General features: G+C 45.8%; 17 protein-coding genes. 14 read left to right on the top strand and 3 right to left on the bottom strand.

Features of this window, described 5'->3' with window-relative positions; genetic code table 11:
* Positions 1-318: 318 nt before the first annotated feature.
* Positions 319-759, bottom strand: a complete 441-nt coding sequence (locus GVJ32_RS11300; RefSeq protein WP_159240159.1) for a regulatory protein RecX — start codon at positions 757-759, stop codon at positions 319-321.
* Positions 760-934: 175 nt separating this feature from the next.
* Between GVJ32_RS11300 and GVJ32_RS11295 the strand changes: the two genes are divergently transcribed.
* From GVJ32_RS11295 to GVJ32_RS11240, 12 genes are all read left to right on the top strand, one after another.
* Positions 935-1,162: a Flp family type IVb pilin gene (locus GVJ32_RS11295; protein ID WP_159240158.1), complete on the top strand. Its 228-nt coding sequence runs from the start codon at positions 935-937 to the stop codon at positions 1,160-1,162.
* 12 nt (positions 1,163-1,174) lie between these two features.
* Positions 1,175-1,645: a prepilin peptidase gene (locus GVJ32_RS18480; RefSeq protein WP_159240157.1), complete on the top strand. Its 471-nt coding sequence runs from the start codon at positions 1,175-1,177 to the stop codon at positions 1,643-1,645.
* A gap of 34 nt (positions 1,646-1,679) precedes the next feature.
* Positions 1,680-2,144: a TadE/TadG family type IV pilus assembly protein gene (locus GVJ32_RS11285; RefSeq protein WP_159240156.1), complete on the top strand. Its 465-nt coding sequence runs from the start codon at positions 1,680-1,682 to the stop codon at positions 2,142-2,144.
* Between the two features lie 296 nt (positions 2,145-2,440).
* On the top strand, positions 2,441-3,358 hold the full coding sequence (gene cpaB / locus GVJ32_RS11280) for a Flp pilus assembly protein CpaB (RefSeq protein ID WP_159240155.1): 918 nt from the start codon (positions 2,441-2,443) through the stop codon (positions 3,356-3,358).
* A gap of 41 nt (positions 3,359-3,399) precedes the next feature.
* Entirely contained in the window at positions 3,400-4,713 is a 1,314-nt protein-coding gene (locus GVJ32_RS11275; RefSeq protein ID WP_159240154.1) for a type II and III secretion system protein family protein, read from the top strand.
* 17 nt (positions 4,714-4,730) lie between these two features.
* Positions 4,731-5,984, top strand: coding sequence for a CpaF family protein (locus GVJ32_RS11270; protein WP_159240153.1), 1,254 nt, complete (start codon positions 4,731-4,733; stop codon positions 5,982-5,984).
* 18 nt (positions 5,985-6,002) lie between these two features.
* Positions 6,003-6,866 (top strand): type II secretion system F family protein, encoded by an 864-nt coding sequence (locus GVJ32_RS11265; protein WP_159240152.1) that lies wholly within the window; start codon positions 6,003-6,005, stop codon positions 6,864-6,866.
* An 11-nt stretch (positions 6,867-6,877) separates the two neighbouring features.
* Positions 6,878-7,747 (top strand): type II secretion system F family protein, encoded by an 870-nt coding sequence (locus GVJ32_RS11260; protein WP_159240151.1) that lies wholly within the window; start codon positions 6,878-6,880, stop codon positions 7,745-7,747.
* Positions 7,748-7,763: 16 nt separating this feature from the next.
* The gene (locus GVJ32_RS11255) at positions 7,764-8,465 is read left to right on the top strand and encodes a hypothetical protein (protein WP_159240150.1); all 702 of its coding nucleotides are present in this window, start codon (positions 7,764-7,766) and stop codon (positions 8,463-8,465) included.
* On the top strand, positions 8,462-8,731 hold the full coding sequence (locus tag GVJ32_RS11250) for a DUF3613 domain-containing protein (protein WP_159240149.1): 270 nt from the start codon (positions 8,462-8,464) through the stop codon (positions 8,729-8,731). Before GVJ32_RS11255 ends, GVJ32_RS11250 begins: the two co-directional genes overlap by 4 nt.
* A gap of 7 nt (positions 8,732-8,738) precedes the next feature.
* Complete coding sequence (locus tag GVJ32_RS11245) at positions 8,739-10,754, top strand: pilus assembly protein TadG-related protein (RefSeq protein WP_159240148.1); 2,016 nt, start codon at positions 8,739-8,741, stop codon at positions 10,752-10,754.
* Positions 10,755-10,834: 80 nt separating this feature from the next.
* Positions 10,835-11,995: a PilT/PilU family type 4a pilus ATPase gene (locus tag GVJ32_RS11240; RefSeq protein WP_159240147.1), complete on the top strand. Its 1,161-nt coding sequence runs from the start codon at positions 10,835-10,837 to the stop codon at positions 11,993-11,995.
* 149 nt (positions 11,996-12,144) lie between these two features.
* On the opposite strand, the gene recA is transcribed toward GVJ32_RS11240, so the two are convergent.
* Positions 12,145-13,185, bottom strand: a complete 1,041-nt coding sequence (gene recA / locus GVJ32_RS11235) for a recombinase RecA (RefSeq protein ID WP_159240146.1) — start codon at positions 13,183-13,185, stop codon at positions 12,145-12,147.
* A 455-nt stretch (positions 13,186-13,640) separates the two neighbouring features.
* On the opposite strand from recA, the gene GVJ32_RS11230 reads away from it, so the two are divergent.
* Positions 13,641-14,339 carry a hypothetical protein gene (locus GVJ32_RS11230; protein WP_159240145.1) on the top strand — a complete coding sequence of 233 codons (699 nt, stop codon included), beginning with the start codon at positions 13,641-13,643 and terminating at the stop codon, positions 14,337-14,339.
* Positions 14,340-14,519: 180 nt separating this feature from the next.
* Complete coding sequence (gene mutS / locus GVJ32_RS11225) at positions 14,520-17,102, top strand: DNA mismatch repair protein MutS (protein ID WP_159240144.1); 2,583 nt, start codon at positions 14,520-14,522, stop codon at positions 17,100-17,102.
* Between the two features lie 148 nt (positions 17,103-17,250).
* Here the strand turns inward: mutS and GVJ32_RS11220 are convergent, their stop codons facing one another.
* The gene (locus GVJ32_RS11220; protein ID WP_159240143.1) at positions 17,251-19,884 is read right to left on the bottom strand and encodes a methyl-accepting chemotaxis protein; all 2,634 of its coding nucleotides are present in this window, start codon (positions 19,882-19,884) and stop codon (positions 17,251-17,253) included.
* Between the last annotated feature and the right edge of the window lie 233 nt (positions 19,885-20,117).

Genomic DNA, 20,117 nt, shown 5'->3' with positions numbered 1-20,117 from the left:
GCTAAGACGAGGCAAAATCAGCGCAAAAACGCAGTTTACTGTAGTACATGAGTATTTTAAGCTTATTTTTAACGCTGTATTAGCGAGCACAGTAGTTATGCTGAACTCTAGAGACATAGTAATCGGAAAAAGCGCTCAATGCACAGCGTAGAATATACCTATAAAAATACCGCAATCGACCTAACAAGAAGGGAGTACAACTACCCTACCAATCCTTAAGGTCCAAGCAAAAGTAATTAAGCGGACACAGATCAAGATCGATTTGCTTAAGTAAAGTGGATATTCAGCCCAGCCAGAATAATGATTTGTGATGAAACCTCAAACCAAGCCCTTAAGATGATCGAAGGTAAACCCCTTGTACTGCATATAGCGCATACATTTAGCACGTATTTTAACATCTGACATATCTAGCCCGCCGTATTTCTTATCAAACACCTGCTTAGCAGCTGCGCACCAGTCAATATCATGTTCAGCAAACACGTCGCCAACCAATAGCTCCTCAACACCTCGTTGACGTAGTTCAGCCCTAATATAATTAGGTCCATAACCCGCACTCATCCTCAAACGGAAAAATGAATCTGCAAAACGGGCGTCAGATTGCAAGCCATCAATCACAAGATCATCTAATACAAGGTCAATATCAGAGCTATCGGGAAATCGTTGCACTAACTTTTGATGCAACTCTTGACGCGAATATTCTCGCCTAGCAAGAAAATCCATGGCTTTTAATCGAATATTTTTTATCAAGCTTTCAGCCAAAACGTGCTCCGCATCACAAAAAAAACCAAATATTGCGCAAAACCTACTCTTTCCCTTAATCCAACTTCGGCAACTACTTATTTCTTTCAAAGTGTGTAAAGAACAAAGTAAGCACCAAGGCCGAGAGGGAAACCTGCGATGTTCGACCTACTACTTTAATCACGGAGAATACATCATGTTAAACAAAATTATGTGCAAACTAAACAACTTCAAAAAAGACGAGAGCGGCGCTAGCGCGATTGAGTATGCGGTAATGGCGGCAGTACTTGTTGTCGTTGTATTAGCGGCGGTATATTTCCTCGGCACTGGATCTGACGGCGCTACCGGTGACGGTGGTCTCAAAGGGTCATTTAACAATATTACTGACAAAATTGACGCAATAAACCCCCCCAGTGGCGGTTAAGAAAGCACTTATATGACAGTGCTAACGACCTACATTATACTAATTCTAATTGGAATAATTGATTGGAATAGCCGTAGGATTCCCAATAAATATTTGCTAATACTCGCAGGATGGGCGGCATGTTATGCCGCCTTTTCCTCTGAAGTTAATGCTAAACATATTGTGATCAATATCGGCATAGGACTAGCGCTTACCATACCTGGCTATATAAAGGGAATAGTTGGCGGCGGTGATGTAAAGCTAATGTTAGCAATAGCCCCTTTATGGCCACCACTACAACTACTGTCGGTTTTTTCGATAGGCATTTTTAGTCTGCTGTTATTAATGTCATTCACACACCTTGCTTCTAGAATGTCATTAATAAAAGCGCACTATGCAAACACCACAAATTTACCTAGCGCGTCATTTAAACGCGGTATACCCCTAGGAAGCGCTGTCGCATTAGGCGCGGTATTTGTTACTGCTTTTAACTTTACACTCTGAAGTTTAAATTACACACTCGGCATGGAGCACAGCAATGATAAATCGCAATTTTTATCGCCCACTTCAACGGCGGCAAAGAGGCGTCGTCGCCATTGAGTTTGTAATCATATTCCCCGTATTGTTTACTATTTGCTACGCAGTAATTGCTTATTCACTTGCTTTTCTTTTAATTCAGAATATGACCTATACAAGCGAAGAATTACTTCGCAAGGCGATTGGCTCAGAATATGAGATTTGTGACGAACCAAGTGAGACCGGACAGACTCCACAAGAAATTGCCGAATGTAAAATAATTGAAACATATAAAGAATTTGCCTCAGGCCTTCTACTCATCTCCCCAGCTTCATACTACTCAACAAATATTGGTTTTTGTGAAAGTAATCTCATCTGCGAGCTTGAAATACGTGCAGATCCATTAACTTCCGTTTCAATTTTTGGATTTAAACTACTCAACCTGAGCGATGATAAATTGGTTGGCAGAGCAAGCCTGCTCTTTTAGCGCAGGACGTAGCAGCAAGGTTCTATTCCAAGCATATGGTTTTGTGCCTATAGGTATAAAAATCAATCTACAATAGCAAGCGGCCACACCTATCAATAACAAAAATCTGTGATGCATCTCGCACTTTTACCCATCGAAAACACTTTCCCACCCACTCCCGCTACACGTGACTGCACAACTCATAGCCCCTATACGTAACTCCCACAATAGCAGCACTACGACACAGTGCTTAAGATCAGTTTAAAGACAGCGGTAATAAATAAACCAGCAGTTTATTGACCTTTAGGGATACGACTATGCAAGCAAGGACATTAAAAATTATCGCGGCACTGCTAATTATTAGCGCCGTGTTCATGGGAATAATTGGCTACAAAATAAGTCAAGAAGATTCATCGAAGAGTCGCGCAGTTTCTCAAGCTCAAGCCAGCACAGCAGAGCAAACCGATTTTGCCTATGCCCAAAAACTAATTATTGTTAACCGTGGCATGAACAAGGGAGAAATAGTACGCACAGAAGATGTGCAATTAATCCCCTACCCTTTACTTGTTGACGGCAGCTTTTTAAAGGCAGGCGACGTTCTCAATAAAAAACTCGAGTCCAAGGTTGCCGCTGGTGCGATCCTAAGAGAGAGCGACTTTGAAAAACAAAGTACCTTAGCGCCTCAAATTTCTGCTGGCTACCGCGCCCTTGCTATCAAGGTAAACGAAACATCTAGCGCCGGTGGGTTTTTAAAGGCCGGTGACCGTGTAGACATCATTTTCTCCACTAGAGCATCTAAAGCAACCTACAACAAAAGCATGTCTCGTCGCCTACTTAAAAATGTCCGTTTAATAGCTTTTGGGACTGACGTTGAGCGCGAGGACAAAAACATCGTCGTGACCGACAAAAAAGGTAAGCCTTCTAAGGACGATAAGGAATCTGGAAAGAGTAGCCGTTCTGCTGTTCTAGAGATAGCGCTAGAGGATATCCCTGTTCTAAGCCTAGCCGAAGAAAGCGGCGAACTCCGCTTAGTCGCCATAGGTGAATCAGATATAGAGTCTGCCTTGGTTGTAACAACGGCCAATGGCATAGCCCCGACCGATAACAAACACATGAGCGACACAGACCGTACTGCTTTTATCCGCGACGTTACTGGCTTAAAACCACCACCAGCACCGAAATCTGTCTATGTTTATAGCGGCGATTCGGTAGAAACCATTACGGTACGTAACTAATGAACGCGAGCAAACTTTCAGGCCAACACGGAGTATCCACAATGAAAAAAGGATTCATATTCAGCTTGCTTATTGCGTTCGCTGCGGTGGCTCAGGCAAGCCCCTATAAGACTGTACGAATGACCACGGGCGAGCAGCAGGCGCTGACGACTCAGCATAGCGTCAAGCGCAGCGCCATGGGTAACCCCGCCATAGCAAGCTTAAAAGTACTTAACTCAAAGCAGTTCTTAATCACTGCTAAGCAAGTCGGTTCTACACAGCTATTGCTCTGGCAAGGTAGTGGTGATCCAACCACCTTTAAAATTGACGTGGTACCAGATATCGCCAACTCAAGTACCGCCGGCGTGGCAATTGATGCAACAGGTAGTAGTGTTGTGCTACAAGGCAAAACTCAGTCGCTAGCTCAGCATGATCAACTGATCACGGAGGCCGGTGAAAAAGCGATTGATAACACCGTTCAACAAGGCGGCATTCAAGTTCAAACCGATATTCGAATTGTTGAATATAGCCGTTCGCAACTAAGACAAATTGGCACGGCGCTAGCACGCACGGGCGGAGACACTGCCTTTGCCATGGGCGCAGCTGGTTTACTCCCAAATATATCTGGCATCATTGGCGGCATAGATTCGCTGATGGGCGGACTAGTGAACTCAAGTAATAGCTCTTCGATTTTGATCGGCCATGCCGGCTCAAACTTTAATGCTGCGGTAAACGCACTTCAGCAAAACGGTTACGCTTATACCTTGGCCGAGCCATCACTCGTTAGCCTATCAGGCCAGACTGCCAGCTTTTTGGCCGGTGGTGAATTCCCCTACCCAGTAGCAAGCAACGATGGCCAAGTTCAAATTGAATTTAAAGAGTTTGGGGTTCGCCTTCGCCTAACACCAACTGTGTTAAGCGAAAACAGCATTATGCTGAAAGTGGCACCTGAAGTGAGCGATCTAGATTTTAGCAGCGGCGTGCAGTCTGGCGGCGTATCGGTACCCGCCCTGCGAGTAAGGCGCACCGACACCGCGATTCAACTTGCACCTGGCGAAAGCTTCATTATCAGTGGTTTGGTTACTCGCAACACCTATAACAACGCTGACAAAATACCAGGGCTTGGTGACATCCCTATTCTTGGCGCACTGTTCCGTTCGACCCGCTTTGAGCAAGACGACAAAGAACTGGTAATGATAGTGACGCCACATTTGGTAAAACCTATTGCCAAGAACACTGAGCTACGTGAACTACCAGGAGATATCTATAAGGATTACACCCCCTCGTTTACCAGCATGTTATTCGGCAATCCACAGAAGGGCGACAAACCTGCTAAATCTAAAAAATCGTCAGCCGGCGTCGGCTTCTCTAACTGATTATTAGGTATTCGCTCATGAAACTCATGGAACGTAAAGCACCAAATAAGCAAGTTGCACCGACTGACGATTACGAAAAACTAAAGTCAGACATGCACAAATTTGTTATCGACAGAATTGAAGATGACAAGATTATTTATGACGACAACCAGAGAAAACTGGAAGAGGCCATTTCGGCCTACATCCGTCAATATTGCCGCATTTACGAGGCAACCATTGACCGTGAAACCTTCATTTCATTAGAAAAACATTTGTTAAACGAAATTGTGGGGTTTGGCCCGCTACAGGGATTATTAGACGACCCGACCATCAACGATATTTTAATCAACGGCCCCCATAGCATTTACATCGAACGCGCCGGTGTACTTGAAAAAGCCAATATACGCTTTCTCGACAACCGTCATGTACTGCGTGTTATTCGCCGTATGATTTCGCCTTTGGGGCGTCGTATAGATGAGTCTAGCCCCATCGTTGACGGACGCCTTGAAGACGGTAGCCGTATCAACGCGATAGTGCCGCCATTGGCGCTAGATGGCCCCTGCCTGTCGATTCGTAAATTTCGGAAAGATCCGCTTACCGCCCAGGAGCTATTAGCAACAGGCTCTATCAGTGAAGACGTACTGGAATACTTAACTAATGCTGTTGCGAATCGAACCAATATTCTTATTAGCGGCGCAACCGGTTCAGGTAAAACTACCTTATTAAATATACTTAGCCAATTCATCCCCAACACCGAACGCATTGTAACCATAGAAGACGCAGCCGAACTTCAGCTCCGCAATGGCCACGTTGTTCGCCTAGAAACCCGTCCAGAAAACAATGAAGGTGTCGGCGAAATAAGCGCAAGAGAGTTGGTTAAAAATGCGCTGCGTATGCGCCCCGATCGCATCATCGTCGGGGAAAGCCGCGGAGGAGAAATCCTTGACGTGTTGCAAGCAATGAACACCGGACACAACGGCTCTATGAGCACCGTGCACGCCAACTCAGCGCGCGACGCAATAACCCGCCTTGAAATGATGGTCGGAATTTCGGGCTTCAAAGGCACTGGCGATTTAATTCTAAAAATGATCGGTAGCGCACTCGACTTAATCGTTCACATTGGCCGTAAATCCGATGGCCGCCGCTGTGTATTACAAATCTCGGAGTTGCACGTCATCAATAACGAATTAACACTCAAAGATATTTTTGCTTACGACGACGCGAACCGAAAAGTTCTTCGTGTTGACGGCGCAAAAAATACCGCCCGCGCTCCAGATCTGGCGCAGGTCTAAGTTAAAGGAAGCATCACTATGTTATGGATTGCACTCGCTTTGCTCTTAGTCGGTTTAGCCTTTGTGGTGTTGATGATCATCAGCGGAGAGTCTGAGGAACCGACACCCGAGAATGAAATTATTCCCGAAGCCGGCGCCAAACTACCCGCCGCCTTAGAAAATTATCTCGGCAGCAATGGCGTTGAACTCCCCCCCGCTATTGTCTACGCTGCTATTGCAGTTCTAGTCACTAGCATTGCGTTGAGCTTATTGCTTTTACCGCTGAACATTGGCGCGCTAGCCGCTGTAGGCCTTGTATTCATGGCGTACTCACTAATAAAAATTATTGGCGCGCAACGCCGCGCTAAAATGCTCAGCCAACTGCCCTCTTTCATCAACCAGGNCACTCGGCGCTTATCTGCAGGTGTGTCAGTCGAGAATGCTTTTGCCGACTCAGTGGAGACTCTAGAGCGCCCATTGGGTACGGTCATGAGACGAGTTGTGCGCCGAGTTCACTACGGCTATGACCTACATCAAGCTTTTGAGCGAGAAGCCAGGGTTAACCAGCTTAATGAATTTGATGTGCTCGCAACGGCATTGCGCATTAACGAACAATACGGCGGCAGCATTCGCTCTATTCTTGATGACATCGTCGATATTTTAAGAATGCAAGACTCTGGCAAACGCGAGCTGAGTGCTATGACCGGCGAAACACGGGTTACTGCAGCTATTCTTGCCGCTTTACCGCCGGCAATCGCGGCATACACCTTCTATAGCAATCCCGATTTTCTTACAGATATGTGGAATAGCGCTGGCGGCCAACAAGCACTTATTTTGGCTGTGACAATGCAAGTCCTCGGTGTTGTCGTACTGTGGCGCATGATCAAATCCATTGGGGCCTAAGGAGAATTAACATGGAAGCACATCATCTCTATTACATCATTGGCGCAGTCATTCTCTGTACGGCTCCGGTGCTACTATTAGCCCTTGCCCACGTAGAAACCGCATCGTCTGGCAAGCCAGCGGAGTTTGAATTCAACTCTAAAGATATGTGGCGACAATTACGCGAGGAAAACACTCATATTGCGTCTTTATCACAATTGCTGCGCCGAGCGGGCTTGTTCAACTCAGAACAACAAGTCAACGCCACTACCATTACACTCATTGCAATTGTAACTATTGCTATATGCCTTGGTATATATACATATTTCAATGGCACACCCACTACCACCATACTGCTGACCATAACGCTTGGTTTTATTTTCCTGGTCTATTTATCGTATTTTTTCTTAAAGAAAATAGCCGCAAGCAGACAAGAAAAATTAAACCAAGAAACCCTGATATTGGTGCAAACAACAAGGATGCTATGGCGCGTGGGCTTATCACTTCCAAAAACATTAGCGATCATTTGCGACCAGTTGCGCAATCTTGCACCCACCTGCTCACAGGAATTACAGTTCGCGGTAAACAAAATAGAATCCGGCCAAAGTCAGGAAGAAGCTCTGTATGAGCTTATAGGGTGCACCAGCGCCGAAGGGTTTAAAGAATATCTAATCGTAGTTCGCCAACAAGCCATTACCGGCGGCAGTATCGACAAAGCCTTAGACGAACTTTACAAACTTCTACAAAACCGTCGCAAATTAGACTTGGCTGAACAAGTCAACAAAATGTCAGGAAAGATGTCGCTGGTAATGATGGTGTTTTTATTCCCAGCTTTGTTGATCGTTGTAGCTGGCCCCGCGCTTATGTCAGTTACTAGCGCGCTAGGTAATTTAGGTAACTAAGGAAGGAGCAATTAAAATGAATAAAGTCTCTATTACGGCATGTATTTTTGCCTTAGTCATACTCAGTGGTTGCGCCAGTATGCCTGGCTCTAAACAAGCCTCGGCTAATAATTGCGATATGCCGATTAGCAAAGAAGATAACGTCAAGCTGGATTTAATTGAGCGACAAGTAGCCGAAAAGCAATATTACTCAGCACTGGCGTATCTAGAAAAGGCGGCAGATCACTTTCCCCGTGTACTGAGGCTACGCGCAGAAGCACAACGTAATACCGGCATGCTAGACGAGGCTTATGCAAGTTACCGCAATTTAAGCATGACCTGTATGTCAGCCTATGGTCACGCAGGCATGGCCAAAATATTAGCCACCCGAGGCGACATTCCGCAGGCTCACCAACAAATGCTCAAAGCGCGTCGCTTAGCTCCGAGTAACGCAGATATTCGTAATGACTACGGTTTCATTTTGCTAGCTCACAAAGAGTTTAAAGGTGCCCAGCGCGAGTTTATGACTGCGTTGCAATTGCAGCCAGGCCACCCCGTTGCTATTCGCAACATGGTTATGAGCTTAATACTAGGCGGCGACAGCAGAACAGCACTTCGCATGGCCAAAAACAACGGTATCCCCTCTTCAGAGTTTAGAGAGTTACTCAGCCAAGCCAATAGTTTTAAACAACCGACCATTGCCGGCAACAACATCGTTAGAAAAGGAACTGCACTATGAAAAAATTAACTCTTGCCTTCGTTTTTGGCGCATCCGCACTATCTATGTCGGCCCTTGCAGAACCTGAAGTTATCTACACACCAAACTCTGCCCCGAAAACGACGACGCAAAAACTGCTAGATCAACAACGATCCGGTCAGCATGCGAGTGAACACGAACAACATCTCAGCGGCAAGGTAAGTACCGAAGTGTATAACCGGTACGTTAAAAGCTTCTCGCACGCGATTCCTGAACGTTTTAGCGAAGATAGTTTCACTGTAGAGTAAAACAACTATGCAAAAACAGCGACCAAAATACGCTCGCCCTCATCATGCGCAACGAGGCGTCGCAACAATCTTTTCCATAATAATGATAATACTTGTACTGTTGCCCTGCCTCGCGATAACTACAGATACAGGGCGGATCTATTTTGAAAAAAGGTCGCTGCAGAAAAATGCTGATTTAGCGGCATTGGAGACAGCGTTGCTTTATTGTCGTGGAGTAATCGATGAAGATGCCCTCGGCGACCTAAGCGTAGATACTATCGACACACTCAAAAGCGATCGCGGCAATTTCAATGGCAAACTTGATGAGCTGGCAGCCACTGTAAGCAACTCAGGTTATTCCGTCACCGTTATTCTTGATTATAAAATTAATACATCCCTTTTTGGAAGAATATTAAATCCTGCAGATGACAAAATCGAATTAAGTGCATCCGCTACAGCTAAGGCTTGTGAGCCTACCGCGCTAATATCCATACGCTCAAGTATTGCGACGGTAGACGAAGGAATACTTAATTCGGTACTTGGCGGCTTACTCGGTACAACTTTAAATTTAACTGTTGGTGACTGGCAGAGCTTATTAGATACCAATATAAATCTACTAAGTTATTTTGATGCCCTTGCCTCAGAAATAGGTGTAACAGCTGGCGCCTATGACACGCTTCTCACTACAGATGTAAGTCTATCTGAGATACTTGATGTAAGTGCTGATGTTCTACAGGCTGATGGAGCCAGCAATGCAACTGTTAGTGCATTGCAATCACTCTCATCAGATATCCCACTTGGTATACCGAATATTCAGCTCGGTGAAATATTGGCTATACAAACTGACGCCACCGAGACCTCTGTCGATGTTGATTTAGGTGTTATGCAGTTGATCGAAGGTAGCATTCAGCTGGCAAATGGTAAAAGCGGTATAGTTGCTGACGTTGGCATCCCGCTTGGGATCATAGATGCAACGGTACGTGCAAAAATCACCGAACCAGCACAAACAGGAATTGGCAATCCGAACTTAGCAAAAATCAACCCTTACGGCAGCAACGGTATATTTGCCCAAACATCGCAGGTAAGAACATTTATATCTCTAGATTTACCCATTGTTGGCTCTGTACTGAACAGCCTTGAAGCACTGTTGTCTGCACCTCTGATTTCTGAAGTTAATAATATTGTAAATAGCTTGTTATCCCTCAATTTAGTTGGCTTGGTTGGTGATATTGTATGTCTTGTGAGTTGCGTCGATGCAAAAGATCAAATAGATATTAAAATATTAGAATCACCTAGAGTCGATATTGCAATTAATGCAGGTTCAGGTATCGCCCGAGTTAAAAACGCAGATTGTGACATTGATGGCACCAAAACGCTTGATGCTGAGGTTTCTACCTCCACGGTATCTGTAGCATTAGGACAGTTCGGTAGTGATACTGAAGATGCTTCGAGCAATGTCTTTTCTTCAGATGAACTTGTAGTAGAACCCATCCCAATCATTGATATCGGCACCATCCACGTTAGAAAAACTTGTGCTTTACTATTTTGCAATTACAGCTACAGACTGGGAGCAGGATGGACATCGGATAAAAGCTTAGCGGATCGTGACGCTTTTGCTGGAGGCGGCATTGGTCTAAAGCTAGATACAACTATCCTCGGAGATGATGTCCCCGAAAACTTACCTTCATTCGAGAATAATCCCGACGATACTTACTTACCTGACGTTAAAGAAGATATTGAAAATTCATACCAAGCATTTTCTGCCGATGACCCTGTAGCCAGTTTGGCTAGCACACTCACTGGAATAGAGCTTGAATTTTATGAGCCAACTAACGGCAACATATTAGGTGGCGTACTCAATCTAGTCGGTATCCTAGCCAACAATCTAGTCTCTAGCCTTGATGTTATAATTACAACGGCGCTTTCACCAATTCTGGATCCAGTAGTCAATTCATTACTGGATACACTTGGTGTTAATTTAGCTAATGCAGAAATAGGCGCAGCGCTTACTTGCGAGAATGACAAGGTGAGATTAACCCATTAAAAGTACATTTGAACGCCATCATCTGTAAAATGGATCTACAATAAAAGACAATGACGTCATAACAATCAGGTGGTGGACAAATGACTTTTGATGATTATTTAACCCTACTGGCTAAAAATGATGGATCAGACCTCTTCTTAAGTACCGGCGCCCCACCCTGCGCCAAATTTCACGGCAAGCTAAAGCCTTTGCAAAAAGAGCCATTTTTACCTGGCGACATTAAGGCTATTGCCTATGCCATTATGGATAGCGATCAAGTTGAAGAGTTTGAACAAGAATTAGAAATGAACTTGGCCTACCATATTCCTCGTGTTGGCCGGTTTCGTGTCAATATATTCAAACAACGAAATGAAATTTCTATCGTAGCGCGCAATATTGTTACTGAAATACCTAATGTGGATGCACTCGGTCTACCAGCAATATTGAAAGACGTGATCATGACTAAGCGTGGCTTAGTCCTATTCGTAGGTGCGACGGGGTCTGGTAAATCTACCTCACTAGCCGCACTGATAGACCATCGCAATACCAATAGCAGTGGTCACATTATTACTATTGAAGACCCTATCGAGTTCTTGCACCGTCATAAGCGCAGCATTATTAATCAGCGCGAGATTGGCATGGATACTCGAAGCTTTCATCAAGCGCTTAAAAATACGCTCCGGCAGGCACCAGATGTCATTCTTATTGGTGAGATTAGAGATCGCGAGACTATGGAGCATGCGATTGCCTTCGCGGAAACAGGGCATCTTTGTATTTCAACATTACACGCCAACAACGCTAACCAAGCACTTGATCGTATTATCAATTTTTTCCCTGAAGAACGTCGAAATCAATTATTACTCGACTTATCGCTCAATTTAAAATGTTTTGTTTCTCAGCGATTAGTGCCCACCATAGATGGAAAAAGAACAGCGGCAATAGAGATACTGCTCGGCACACCCAGTGTTGCGCAAGCAATTCATAAAGGTGAAATAGAAACGATTAAAGAGATCATGAGTAAATCTGAAAATTTGGGTATGCAAACCTTTGACTCAGCCTTATTCAAGCTTTATGAGACTGGCAAAATATCTTTCGAAGATGCATTAAAGAACGCTGACTCTGAAAACAATTTACGCCTGCAGATTAAACTACACAGCAGCCGTGGTATACCAGAAGGAAATGTTGCAGAAATAGAGAAAGAAGAGCAGAAAAATTCATTTTCTCTTAGCATTGAAGATGATGAAGACAATCAACCTCAATAATTAACTTCTTCTATAGTTATGAGAAGCACCCTAAACCGGCTAACAACTAGAATAAGTTAATCGGTTTAGGGTAAGTCGATTCAAGAAGTAAGCCACGAAGCAAAAAATCTATTTTCAGAATTCTGATTTGTGGCTTAATCTTAACCAACTCACTCAGCGTTAGTCTCAGCGACGGTTTCGCCGTCTGCTTTTTTAACCGTTGGCTTCGGCAGTAACTGCTCGCGAATATTGCCTTCAATTTCTGCACCGATTTCAGGATGCTCAGCCAAATATTTCGCCGCATTGGCCTTACCTTGGCCAATCTTATCGCCTTTATAGGCGTACCATGCACCTGATTTATCAACCAAGCCCAATTTAACACCTAAATCGATAACTTCACCTAAACGATAAATACCGCGACCATACAGAATTTGAAACTCTGCTTGTTTAAACGGTGGCGCCACTTTGTTTTTTACTACCTTGACCCGCGTTTCGTTGCCGGTCACTTCTTCGCCTTCTTTTACCGCACCAATGCGACGAATATCTAAGCGAACAGAGGCATAAAATTTAAGCGCATTACCACCAGAGGTGGTTTCTGGGTTGCCGAACATGACGCCGATTTTCATCCGGATCTGGTTAATAAAGATAACCAGTGTATTGGTTTGTTTGATACTGCCCGTTAATTTACGCAGGGCTTGCGACATTAAACGCGCCTGCAAACCAACATGAGAGTCGCCCATATCGCCTTCAATCTCAGCTTTTGGCACCAGTGCCGCCACCGAGTCGATAACGATAACGTCTACCGAGCCTGAACGTACCAGCATGTCGGTGATTTCTAAAGCTTGCTCACCTGTGTCGGGTTGCGACACCAGTAGGTCGTCCAGATTGACGCCAAGTTTTTCAGCGTATTGAGGATCAAGCGCGTGCTCTGCATCTACAATCGCTACTGTTTTACCAGCCTTTTGCGCTTCTGCCATTACCTGTAAACACAGGGTTGTTTTACCTGATGATTCTGGCCCGTAGATCTCCACAATCCGGCCATAGGGTAAGCCACCGATACCAAGGGCGATATCGAGACCTAGCGACCCAGTCGATACTGAGGGCATCACTTCCCGTGAGCTATCGCCCATTTTCATGATCGAACCCTTACCGAACTGACGCTCAATCTGACCTAGCGCTGACTCCAGTGCTTTTTGCTTATTAGGATCCATGTGCTCTCTACCCTTTGTGGAGGTTGATTTTAATGACGATGGCTTTAACTCGTCCCCAGCCATACAACTGTATATATGATCAGTATTATCTAGGCGCTTGTCAATGCTAGAACGCAATTTCTTTCGCTACCATCTATTCAAGCATAAATAAGCGGTCATCTACCTTTCCGCCACAGCCAATAACACCGCCGCATAAGGCATCAATAAATTAAGACGACCTAAGCATACCGCCTCTAGCGAAGCGACGGCAGGTAAGAACCAGTGCAATTGCCGGTAGCACCAAGGATGGCGCGTAATAGGGCGACACTGGCAGCTGCCGAGTTCACTATTGTAAATCGCAGAATTGGCAAGCGCAGTTGTTATGCTCAAAGTCTAGGATAATAGCTGAGCAAAGAACTGTGCTAAAGTTCGCGTCCAAAATTACCCACACTATATAGCGATTAGACAGAACCACTATGATTCCTTGGAAAAAGCTCGGCACTGCGCAAATACCCAACAACGGCGGCGAACTGCAATTATCGCAACGTGGCGAGGAGTTCTCGATTCGGCTGTCCGGCGTGCGCGGGGAGCTTATGAATAGTCGTGTCTATAATTCTGAGCAGGTACTGGCTGAGCTCGGTTGTACAGCACTAAAAGACAAAGCTGACGCCCACGTGCTGGTCGGCGGCATGGGGATGGGCTATACCTTGGCAGCCTCTTTGCAATCAGTGTCTAGCACCGCCAAGGTAACGGTAGCCGAGCTCATTCCTGATGTTATTGAATGGAACAAAGGCCCTTTGGGTGAGTGCGCCAAGAACCCTTTACAGGACCCACGTACCGAGGTGTATTTGGGCGATGTTGCGGAATTACTGGAACCCCAACAAGAGAAATACGACGCGGTCTTACTTGATGTAGATAATGGCCCTGAAGGGCTTACCCACGCAGATAATAACTGGCTGTATTCCCAGATAGGCTTAGAAACCATTTTTAATGCGCTTAAGCCCGAAGGCATACTCGCTATTTGGTCGGCAGGCGCCGACAGCATGTTCACGATCCGCCTTAAAAAAGCGCGCTTTAAAGTTTCAATCCACACTGTTCGCGCCCGCGTCGGCAAAGGGAGTCGGCATACTATTTTTATTGCGCAAAGACCTTGGCGTAGTGCGAATAATAATTAAAGCCCCCTATTCACGCAGTCGGTGAATAGTGGTTTTGCACGTGGTTTGTTATTCTTGCGCTTTTAAGCTCATACACAAATACAATATCGCGATAGAAGTACCGAGATCCAGCTAAGAAGCCGCTCGGCAAGCTATTATCTATCGCTAAGTACGCTACAAAATAAGGCCTTCCCTATCACTATGGCAATCGACGTAAACACCAGCAGTTCAGACCATTCTAGCCATACACCAATGATGCAGCAGTATTTAAAGATTAAAGCTGAGCATCCGCATGAAATTGTCTTTTATCGCATGGGGGATTTTTACGAGCTTTTCTTTGACGACGCCAAACGCGCATCGGAACTGCTAGACATTACCCTAACCGCGCGAGGCAAATCTGGCGGCAATCCGATTCCGATGTGCGGTGTACCCTATCACGCCGTAGAGGGCTATTTAGCCAAACTCGTGAAGGGTGGCTGGTCGGTGGCTATTTGCGAGCAAATCGGTGACCCAGCGACAAGTAAAGGCCCTGTAGAGCGCGCCGTTGCTAGAATTGTTACCCCAGGTACGATTAGCGACGAAGCCTTATTAGATGAGCGTAAAGACGCCCTATTACTTGCTGCCTGTGGCCTTGGCCAGCACATCGGCATCGCGGTGCTTGATATGAGTAGCGGCCGCTTTCAAGTATTAGAAGTGCCGAACCACGCCGCGTTTATCGGCGAATTACAGCGCTTACGCCCCGCTGAATTATTGATGTCCGAAGACCTCATGATTGAGGATATGCCAAAGCTTCCCGGCTTGCGCCGTGTGCCACCTTGGGAGTTTGACATAGACGCCGCCACTCGCGGGTTATGCCAGCATTTTGGCGTTCAAGATCTAGCCGGCTTTGGCTGCGACACCTTAAGCCTAGGCATCGGCGCTGCGGGCTGTTTATTGCAGTACGTAAAAGATACCCAGCGAACTGCCCTGCCCCATATTCGCCAGCTAAAGCATGAGTCTCGTGACGACGCCGTTGCGATGGATGCCGCAACCCGCCGGAATTTAGAGCTGGATTTAAACCTAGGTGGCGGCACCGAGAACACCCTCGCCTCGGTATTTGATCGCTGCCAAACCGCAATGGGAAGCCGTTTGCTACGACGTTGGCTACATCGCCCCCTGCGCAATCAATCTACGCTTAAAGCACGTCAAAGCGGCATTATTGGCTTAATCGAAAATTATCAGTTTGAAACGGTTCGCGACACACTCAAGCAAATTGGCGATCTAGAGAGAATACTCTCTCGAGTCGCACTGCGCTCGGCACGACCTAGAGATTTATCACGCCTACAACGCTCATTAGCAACGTTGCCGCTATTACAAAGCCAACTAAAACCTTTAGACATACCTTATCTGCTGAACCTACGAAACGAAATTAGCGAGTTTCCGGCACTAGATGATTTACTCGCCCGCGCAGTAGCAGAAAACCCTCCGATGGTACTTAGGGACGGCGGTGTTATCGCCCAAGGCTACGACAGTGAATTAGACGAGCTACGCAGCCTCAGTAGTGATGCCGGCGAATTCCTATTAGCTATGGAGCGCCGCGAGCGAGAAAAAACAGGCCTAAGTACCTTGAAGGTCGGATACAATCGCGTTCACGGCTACTATATAGAAATCAGTAAGCTGCAAGCGGCACAAGCCCCCGTCGAGTATATTCGCAGACAAACCTTAAAAAATGCCGAACGCTTTATTACGCCAGAATTAAAAACCTTTGAAGACAAAGCACTAAGTAGTAAAAGCCGCGCATTAGCACGGGAAAAGTATCTCTATGAGTCGCTATTAGATGCCTTAAACGACGAACTCAGCACGCTACAAATATCATCGCAAGCGCTTTGTGAGCTAGACGTGATTACAAATTTAGCTGAACGCGCAGTACAGCTAGAGCTGTGCCAACCAGAGTTTTGTGATCAGCCCATGCTCGATATTACCCAAGGCCGCCACCCTGTTGTCGAAAGCGTGCTCGACGACCCCTTTATAGCCAACGACCTAAAGCTAGCACAAGACCGTCGAACACTGATCATCACCGGCCCAAATATGGGCGGTAAATCGACCTATATGCGCCAAACCGCACTGATTGTTCTGTTGGCCCATATCGGCAGTTTCGTACCGGCTCAAGCGGTTAAACTAAGCTTGGTTGACCAAATATTTACTCGGATTGGGTCATCTGATGATCTTGCCGGTGGCCGCTCTACCTTCATGGTAGAAATGACCGAAACGGCCAACATTCTCCATAACGCCACCGACAAAAGCCTCATTCTCATGGATGAAATTGGGCGTGGAACGAGCACCTTCGACGGCCTGTCCTTAGCCTGGGCCTGCGCCATTGATCTCGCTGATCGCGTACAGGGTTTCACCCTATTCGCGACCCACTACTTCGAACTCACCGTTCTACCAGAAAGCTACCCCAAGGCGGCCAACGTCCATCTTGGTGTTACCGAGCACAACGACCACATCGTGTTTTTACATCGTGTAGAAGAGGGGCCTGCTAATCGCAGTTACGGTTTACAAGTAGCAAAATTAGCGGGGATTCCCCCCAATGTCGTCAGTGCTGCAAAGACCAAATTGCAGCAATTAGAAAATCAAGCTATCGCCCACGGGCAAATAATTACCGCAGGACCACAAACCGATTTATTTGCCGCACCGCCTGAGGAGCACCCCGTCATTGAGGCATTAGAAAAAATTGATCCTGACAGCTTAAGTCCAAGACAGGCGCAAGAGTTACTCTATATCCTAAAGGCTAAGCTAACTTAATTAAGAGAAAAAAGGTGGACGCATACAATTTTTCGTATCACAAACTATAAAAACAAATAAAAAGATTCTCGGCGGCGCCTAAACATCATATTTAGACGCCGCCATATTGAACTGCGTATACTCGCTTTAAAATGAATAACACCTAAACTTAAGCAACACCTCGAACACCATACTGGCTACTTACGGGTTCGTGTTCTAAACCTTGCTCGATTCTAAACTCCTCAACCATTGCATTAAGTTCTTTAGCTTGAGCAGAAAGCTGTTCTGCTGCGCTAGATGACTCCTCGGCATTAGCGGCAGAAGTTTGTACTACGCGATCCATTTCACCCATCGCGGAATTAACCTGCTGAATCCCCAAGGCCTGCTCATCACTGGCCAAAGAAATCTCAGCAACGATACTTGTCACTTTATCAATCGCAGCGATTATATCGGCAAGCTTTACACTCACATCTTTAGACAGCGAGCTTCCTTCTTCTGCCATCTCTGTTGACTCTGCGATTAACTTTTCAGTTTTAGTAGCTGCTACCTTCGCCCGTAAAGCAAGGTTTCTTACCTCTTCAGCTACCACCGCAAAACTCCGTCCCGCTTCTCCAGCTCTAGCCGCTTCAACCGCTGCATTAAGCGCCAACAAATTCGTTTGAAAAGCGATCTCATTGATATCACCAATAATGGCGCTGGTATTGACCGCCGCCGCTTTAATTTTATCCATCGCACCAACCATGCGATCTACGGTTTCACTACCGTTTTGCGCCATTCCTTGAGTAGACTCTGCAAGCCCCTTCGCGGTTTTCGTGTTCTCTGCATTCTGTTTGGTCTGCGCCGAAATTTGCTCTAAGGACGCGCCGGTTTCTTCTAAGGCGCTCGCCTGTTGTGCCGCGCCGGTCGCCACTGAATGACTACTAGAGGCTATCAGCGCTGACGCTGACGACACCTCGCCCGACGAGTTCATAACAAGCGCCATAAAATCAGCTAACTGGCCGATTGCCGAATTAGTATTATTTTGAAGCTCCTCAAATTTACCGTGGTACTCGCCTTGAACGTAGTAGGTTAAATCCTTTTCTGCTACCGCCTGCATTACCTCAGCTACTTCATTTATGGGAGCGGTAATCGCGTCGAGCATCGCATTAATATTTTCTCGCAAAATGCGACTGTCGCCGCTAGTGCCCTCCACCGACGCACGATCATCTAGCTCGCCACGCTTCGCGGCGTCAATTAGTTTACCCACCTCAACAACGGTCTGCTTCTGCTCAGTAATATCGCTGGCGTACTTAACGACTTTGAATACTCGGCCGTTAGCGTCCTTTACTGGCGTATACGAAGCCTGAATCCAAATGTCTGAGCCATCACGTTTAATTCGTCTAAACTCGCCGACCTGTGCTTCGCCTCGAGCAAGGGCCACCCAAAAATCGCGATACTCTGGCGACTGTGCATATTGAGGATCGACAAATTTACTATGATGCTGCCCCTCAATTTCTTCACGGCGATATTGCAGAGCATTAAGGAAATTATCATTTGCCTCTATAATTGTGCCATCAACTTCAAACTGGATAACTGCTTGCGAAGACCGAATACCTGCAATCTGCCCTTCGAAATCTGCATTACGTAATTTCTGTTCCGTAACATCTGTAGCGTATTTAACCACCTTGAATACCTTACCACTCATATCTTTAATAGGAGTGTACGAGGCTTGAATCCAGATATCTTTTCCGTCTTTGCGGATTCGCCGAAACTCACCAATTTGCGCCTCGCCATGCGCTAAGCGATCCCAAAAGGCGTCATACTCGGCTGAGCGTCCGTAGCTAAGATCAACAAACATACGGTGATGCTGATTTTGTACTTCCTCGAGCTTGTAACCCAAGGCGGAAAGAAAATTATTATTGGCATGTAAAATAGTGCCATCGGGCTTAAACGATATCACCGCTTGCGTTGCGCTAATCCCATCTATCTGGCCTTTAAAATCTGCGTTAGCAAGTTTCTGTTCGGTTATATCGCTAGCGTATTTAACCACTTTAATAACGCGGCCAGATAAATCTTTTATCGGTGTATACGATGCCTGAATCCAGATATCCGAACCATCCTTTTTAATTNGCCTGAATTCACCCACATGCGCTTGGCCTTCAGCTAACTGCTGCCAAAAAAGTCGATACAACTCAGAAGATCGCTCGTCTAAAGGCACAAACATGGAGTGATGATTGCCACGAATTTCATCTAGAGAATAACCCAATGCATTAACAAAATTATCATTAGCATGGAGAATTTTGCCATCGGGGCTGAAATGAATCACCGCTTGGTTTTTTCCAATCGCGCGAATTTGCCCCTCAAAATCGGCATTAAGTAGTTTATTCTGAGTAATATCGCTGGCCACTTTGATTACGCGGACAGGTTTTCCCGCTTTATTAAAAACGGGGTTATACGACGCTTGAATCCAGACTACATTGCCACTTTTATCAAACCGCTCAAACTCCCCCGACTGAGACTCACCGCGAGCTAGTGATTCCCAAAAATCCATATATTTTGACGAGCCAGCATATTCTTCGGATACGAAAATACGGTGGTGAAGTCCTTTTAATTCGGATTCCCCATACTTCATAACATCTAGAAAATTTTGATTTGCGGTGAGTATCGTGCCATCTAAATTAAATTCAATTATCGCCTGCGACTCACCTATTGCTTTAAGTATTTGGCTACACTCAACGGTGTTGGCGCTTCTAGCCCTCGTTGGCGCCGCACTTACCGCCCGGCTCTTTGCAGTTGAGGTTGCGCTCTTAGCTCTGGTCGCCATTTAAAACTCCTTGCTCGCCTTTCGGACGGGGACAGGCCATTGCGTTAACGACGCAAGTGACAGAATTATTGACTTCCTATTTTGCATGTCAGCGCAATATATGAAACTGTGGAAAATACGCATAAGCGGTATTAGATATTAAAAGCCACATCAAGCAACATCCATTTACATTTCTAGAAATACACTTCTTTAAAAAATTTAGCGTTTAAATAACGCCTCTTCGGTAAGCCCTT

The organism is Zhongshania aliphaticivorans (assembly GCF_902705855.1).
Lineage (GTDB): Bacteria > Pseudomonadota > Gammaproteobacteria > Pseudomonadales > Spongiibacteraceae > Spongiibacter > Spongiibacter aliphaticivorans_B.
This window is presented reverse-complemented; position numbering and strand designations above follow the sequence as displayed.

Bases quoted from the DNA above. Each gene is read 5' to 3' on its own strand.
- GVJ32_RS11295 (WP_159240158.1), top strand. From the start codon at position 935: ATGTTAAACAAAATTATGTGCAAACTAAACAACTTCAAAAAAGACGAG.
- GVJ32_RS18480 (WP_159240157.1), top strand. From the start codon at position 1,175: ATGACAGTGCTAACGACCTACATTATACTAATTCTAATTGGAATAATT.
- GVJ32_RS11285 (WP_159240156.1), top strand. From the start codon at position 1,680: ATGATAAATCGCAATTTTTATCGCCCACTTCAACGGCGGCAAAGAGGC.
- cpaB (WP_159240155.1), top strand. From the start codon at position 2,441: ATGCAAGCAAGGACATTAAAAATTATCGCGGCACTGCTAATTATTAGC.
- GVJ32_RS11275 (WP_159240154.1), top strand. From the start codon at position 3,400: ATGAAAAAAGGATTCATATTCAGCTTGCTTATTGCGTTCGCTGCGGTG.
- GVJ32_RS11270 (WP_159240153.1), top strand. From the start codon at position 4,731: ATGAAACTCATGGAACGTAAAGCACCAAATAAGCAAGTTGCACCGACT.
- GVJ32_RS11260 (WP_159240151.1), top strand. From the start codon at position 6,878: ATGGAAGCACATCATCTCTATTACATCATTGGCGCAGTCATTCTCTGT.
- GVJ32_RS11255 (WP_159240150.1), top strand. From the start codon at position 7,764: ATGAATAAAGTCTCTATTACGGCATGTATTTTTGCCTTAGTCATACTC.
- GVJ32_RS11250 (WP_159240149.1), top strand. From the start codon at position 8,462: ATGAAAAAATTAACTCTTGCCTTCGTTTTTGGCGCATCCGCACTATCT.
- GVJ32_RS11245 (WP_159240148.1), top strand. From the start codon at position 8,739: ATGCAAAAACAGCGACCAAAATACGCTCGCCCTCATCATGCGCAACGA.
- GVJ32_RS11240 (WP_159240147.1), top strand. From the start codon at position 10,835: ATGACTTTTGATGATTATTTAACCCTACTGGCTAAAAATGATGGATCA.
- recA (WP_159240146.1), bottom strand. From the start codon at position 13,185: ATGGATCCTAATAAGCAAAAAGCACTGGAGTCAGCGCTAGGTCAGATT.
- GVJ32_RS11230 (WP_159240145.1), top strand. From the start codon at position 13,641: ATGATTCCTTGGAAAAAGCTCGGCACTGCGCAAATACCCAACAACGGC.
- mutS (WP_159240144.1), top strand. From the start codon at position 14,520: ATGGCAATCGACGTAAACACCAGCAGTTCAGACCATTCTAGCCATACA.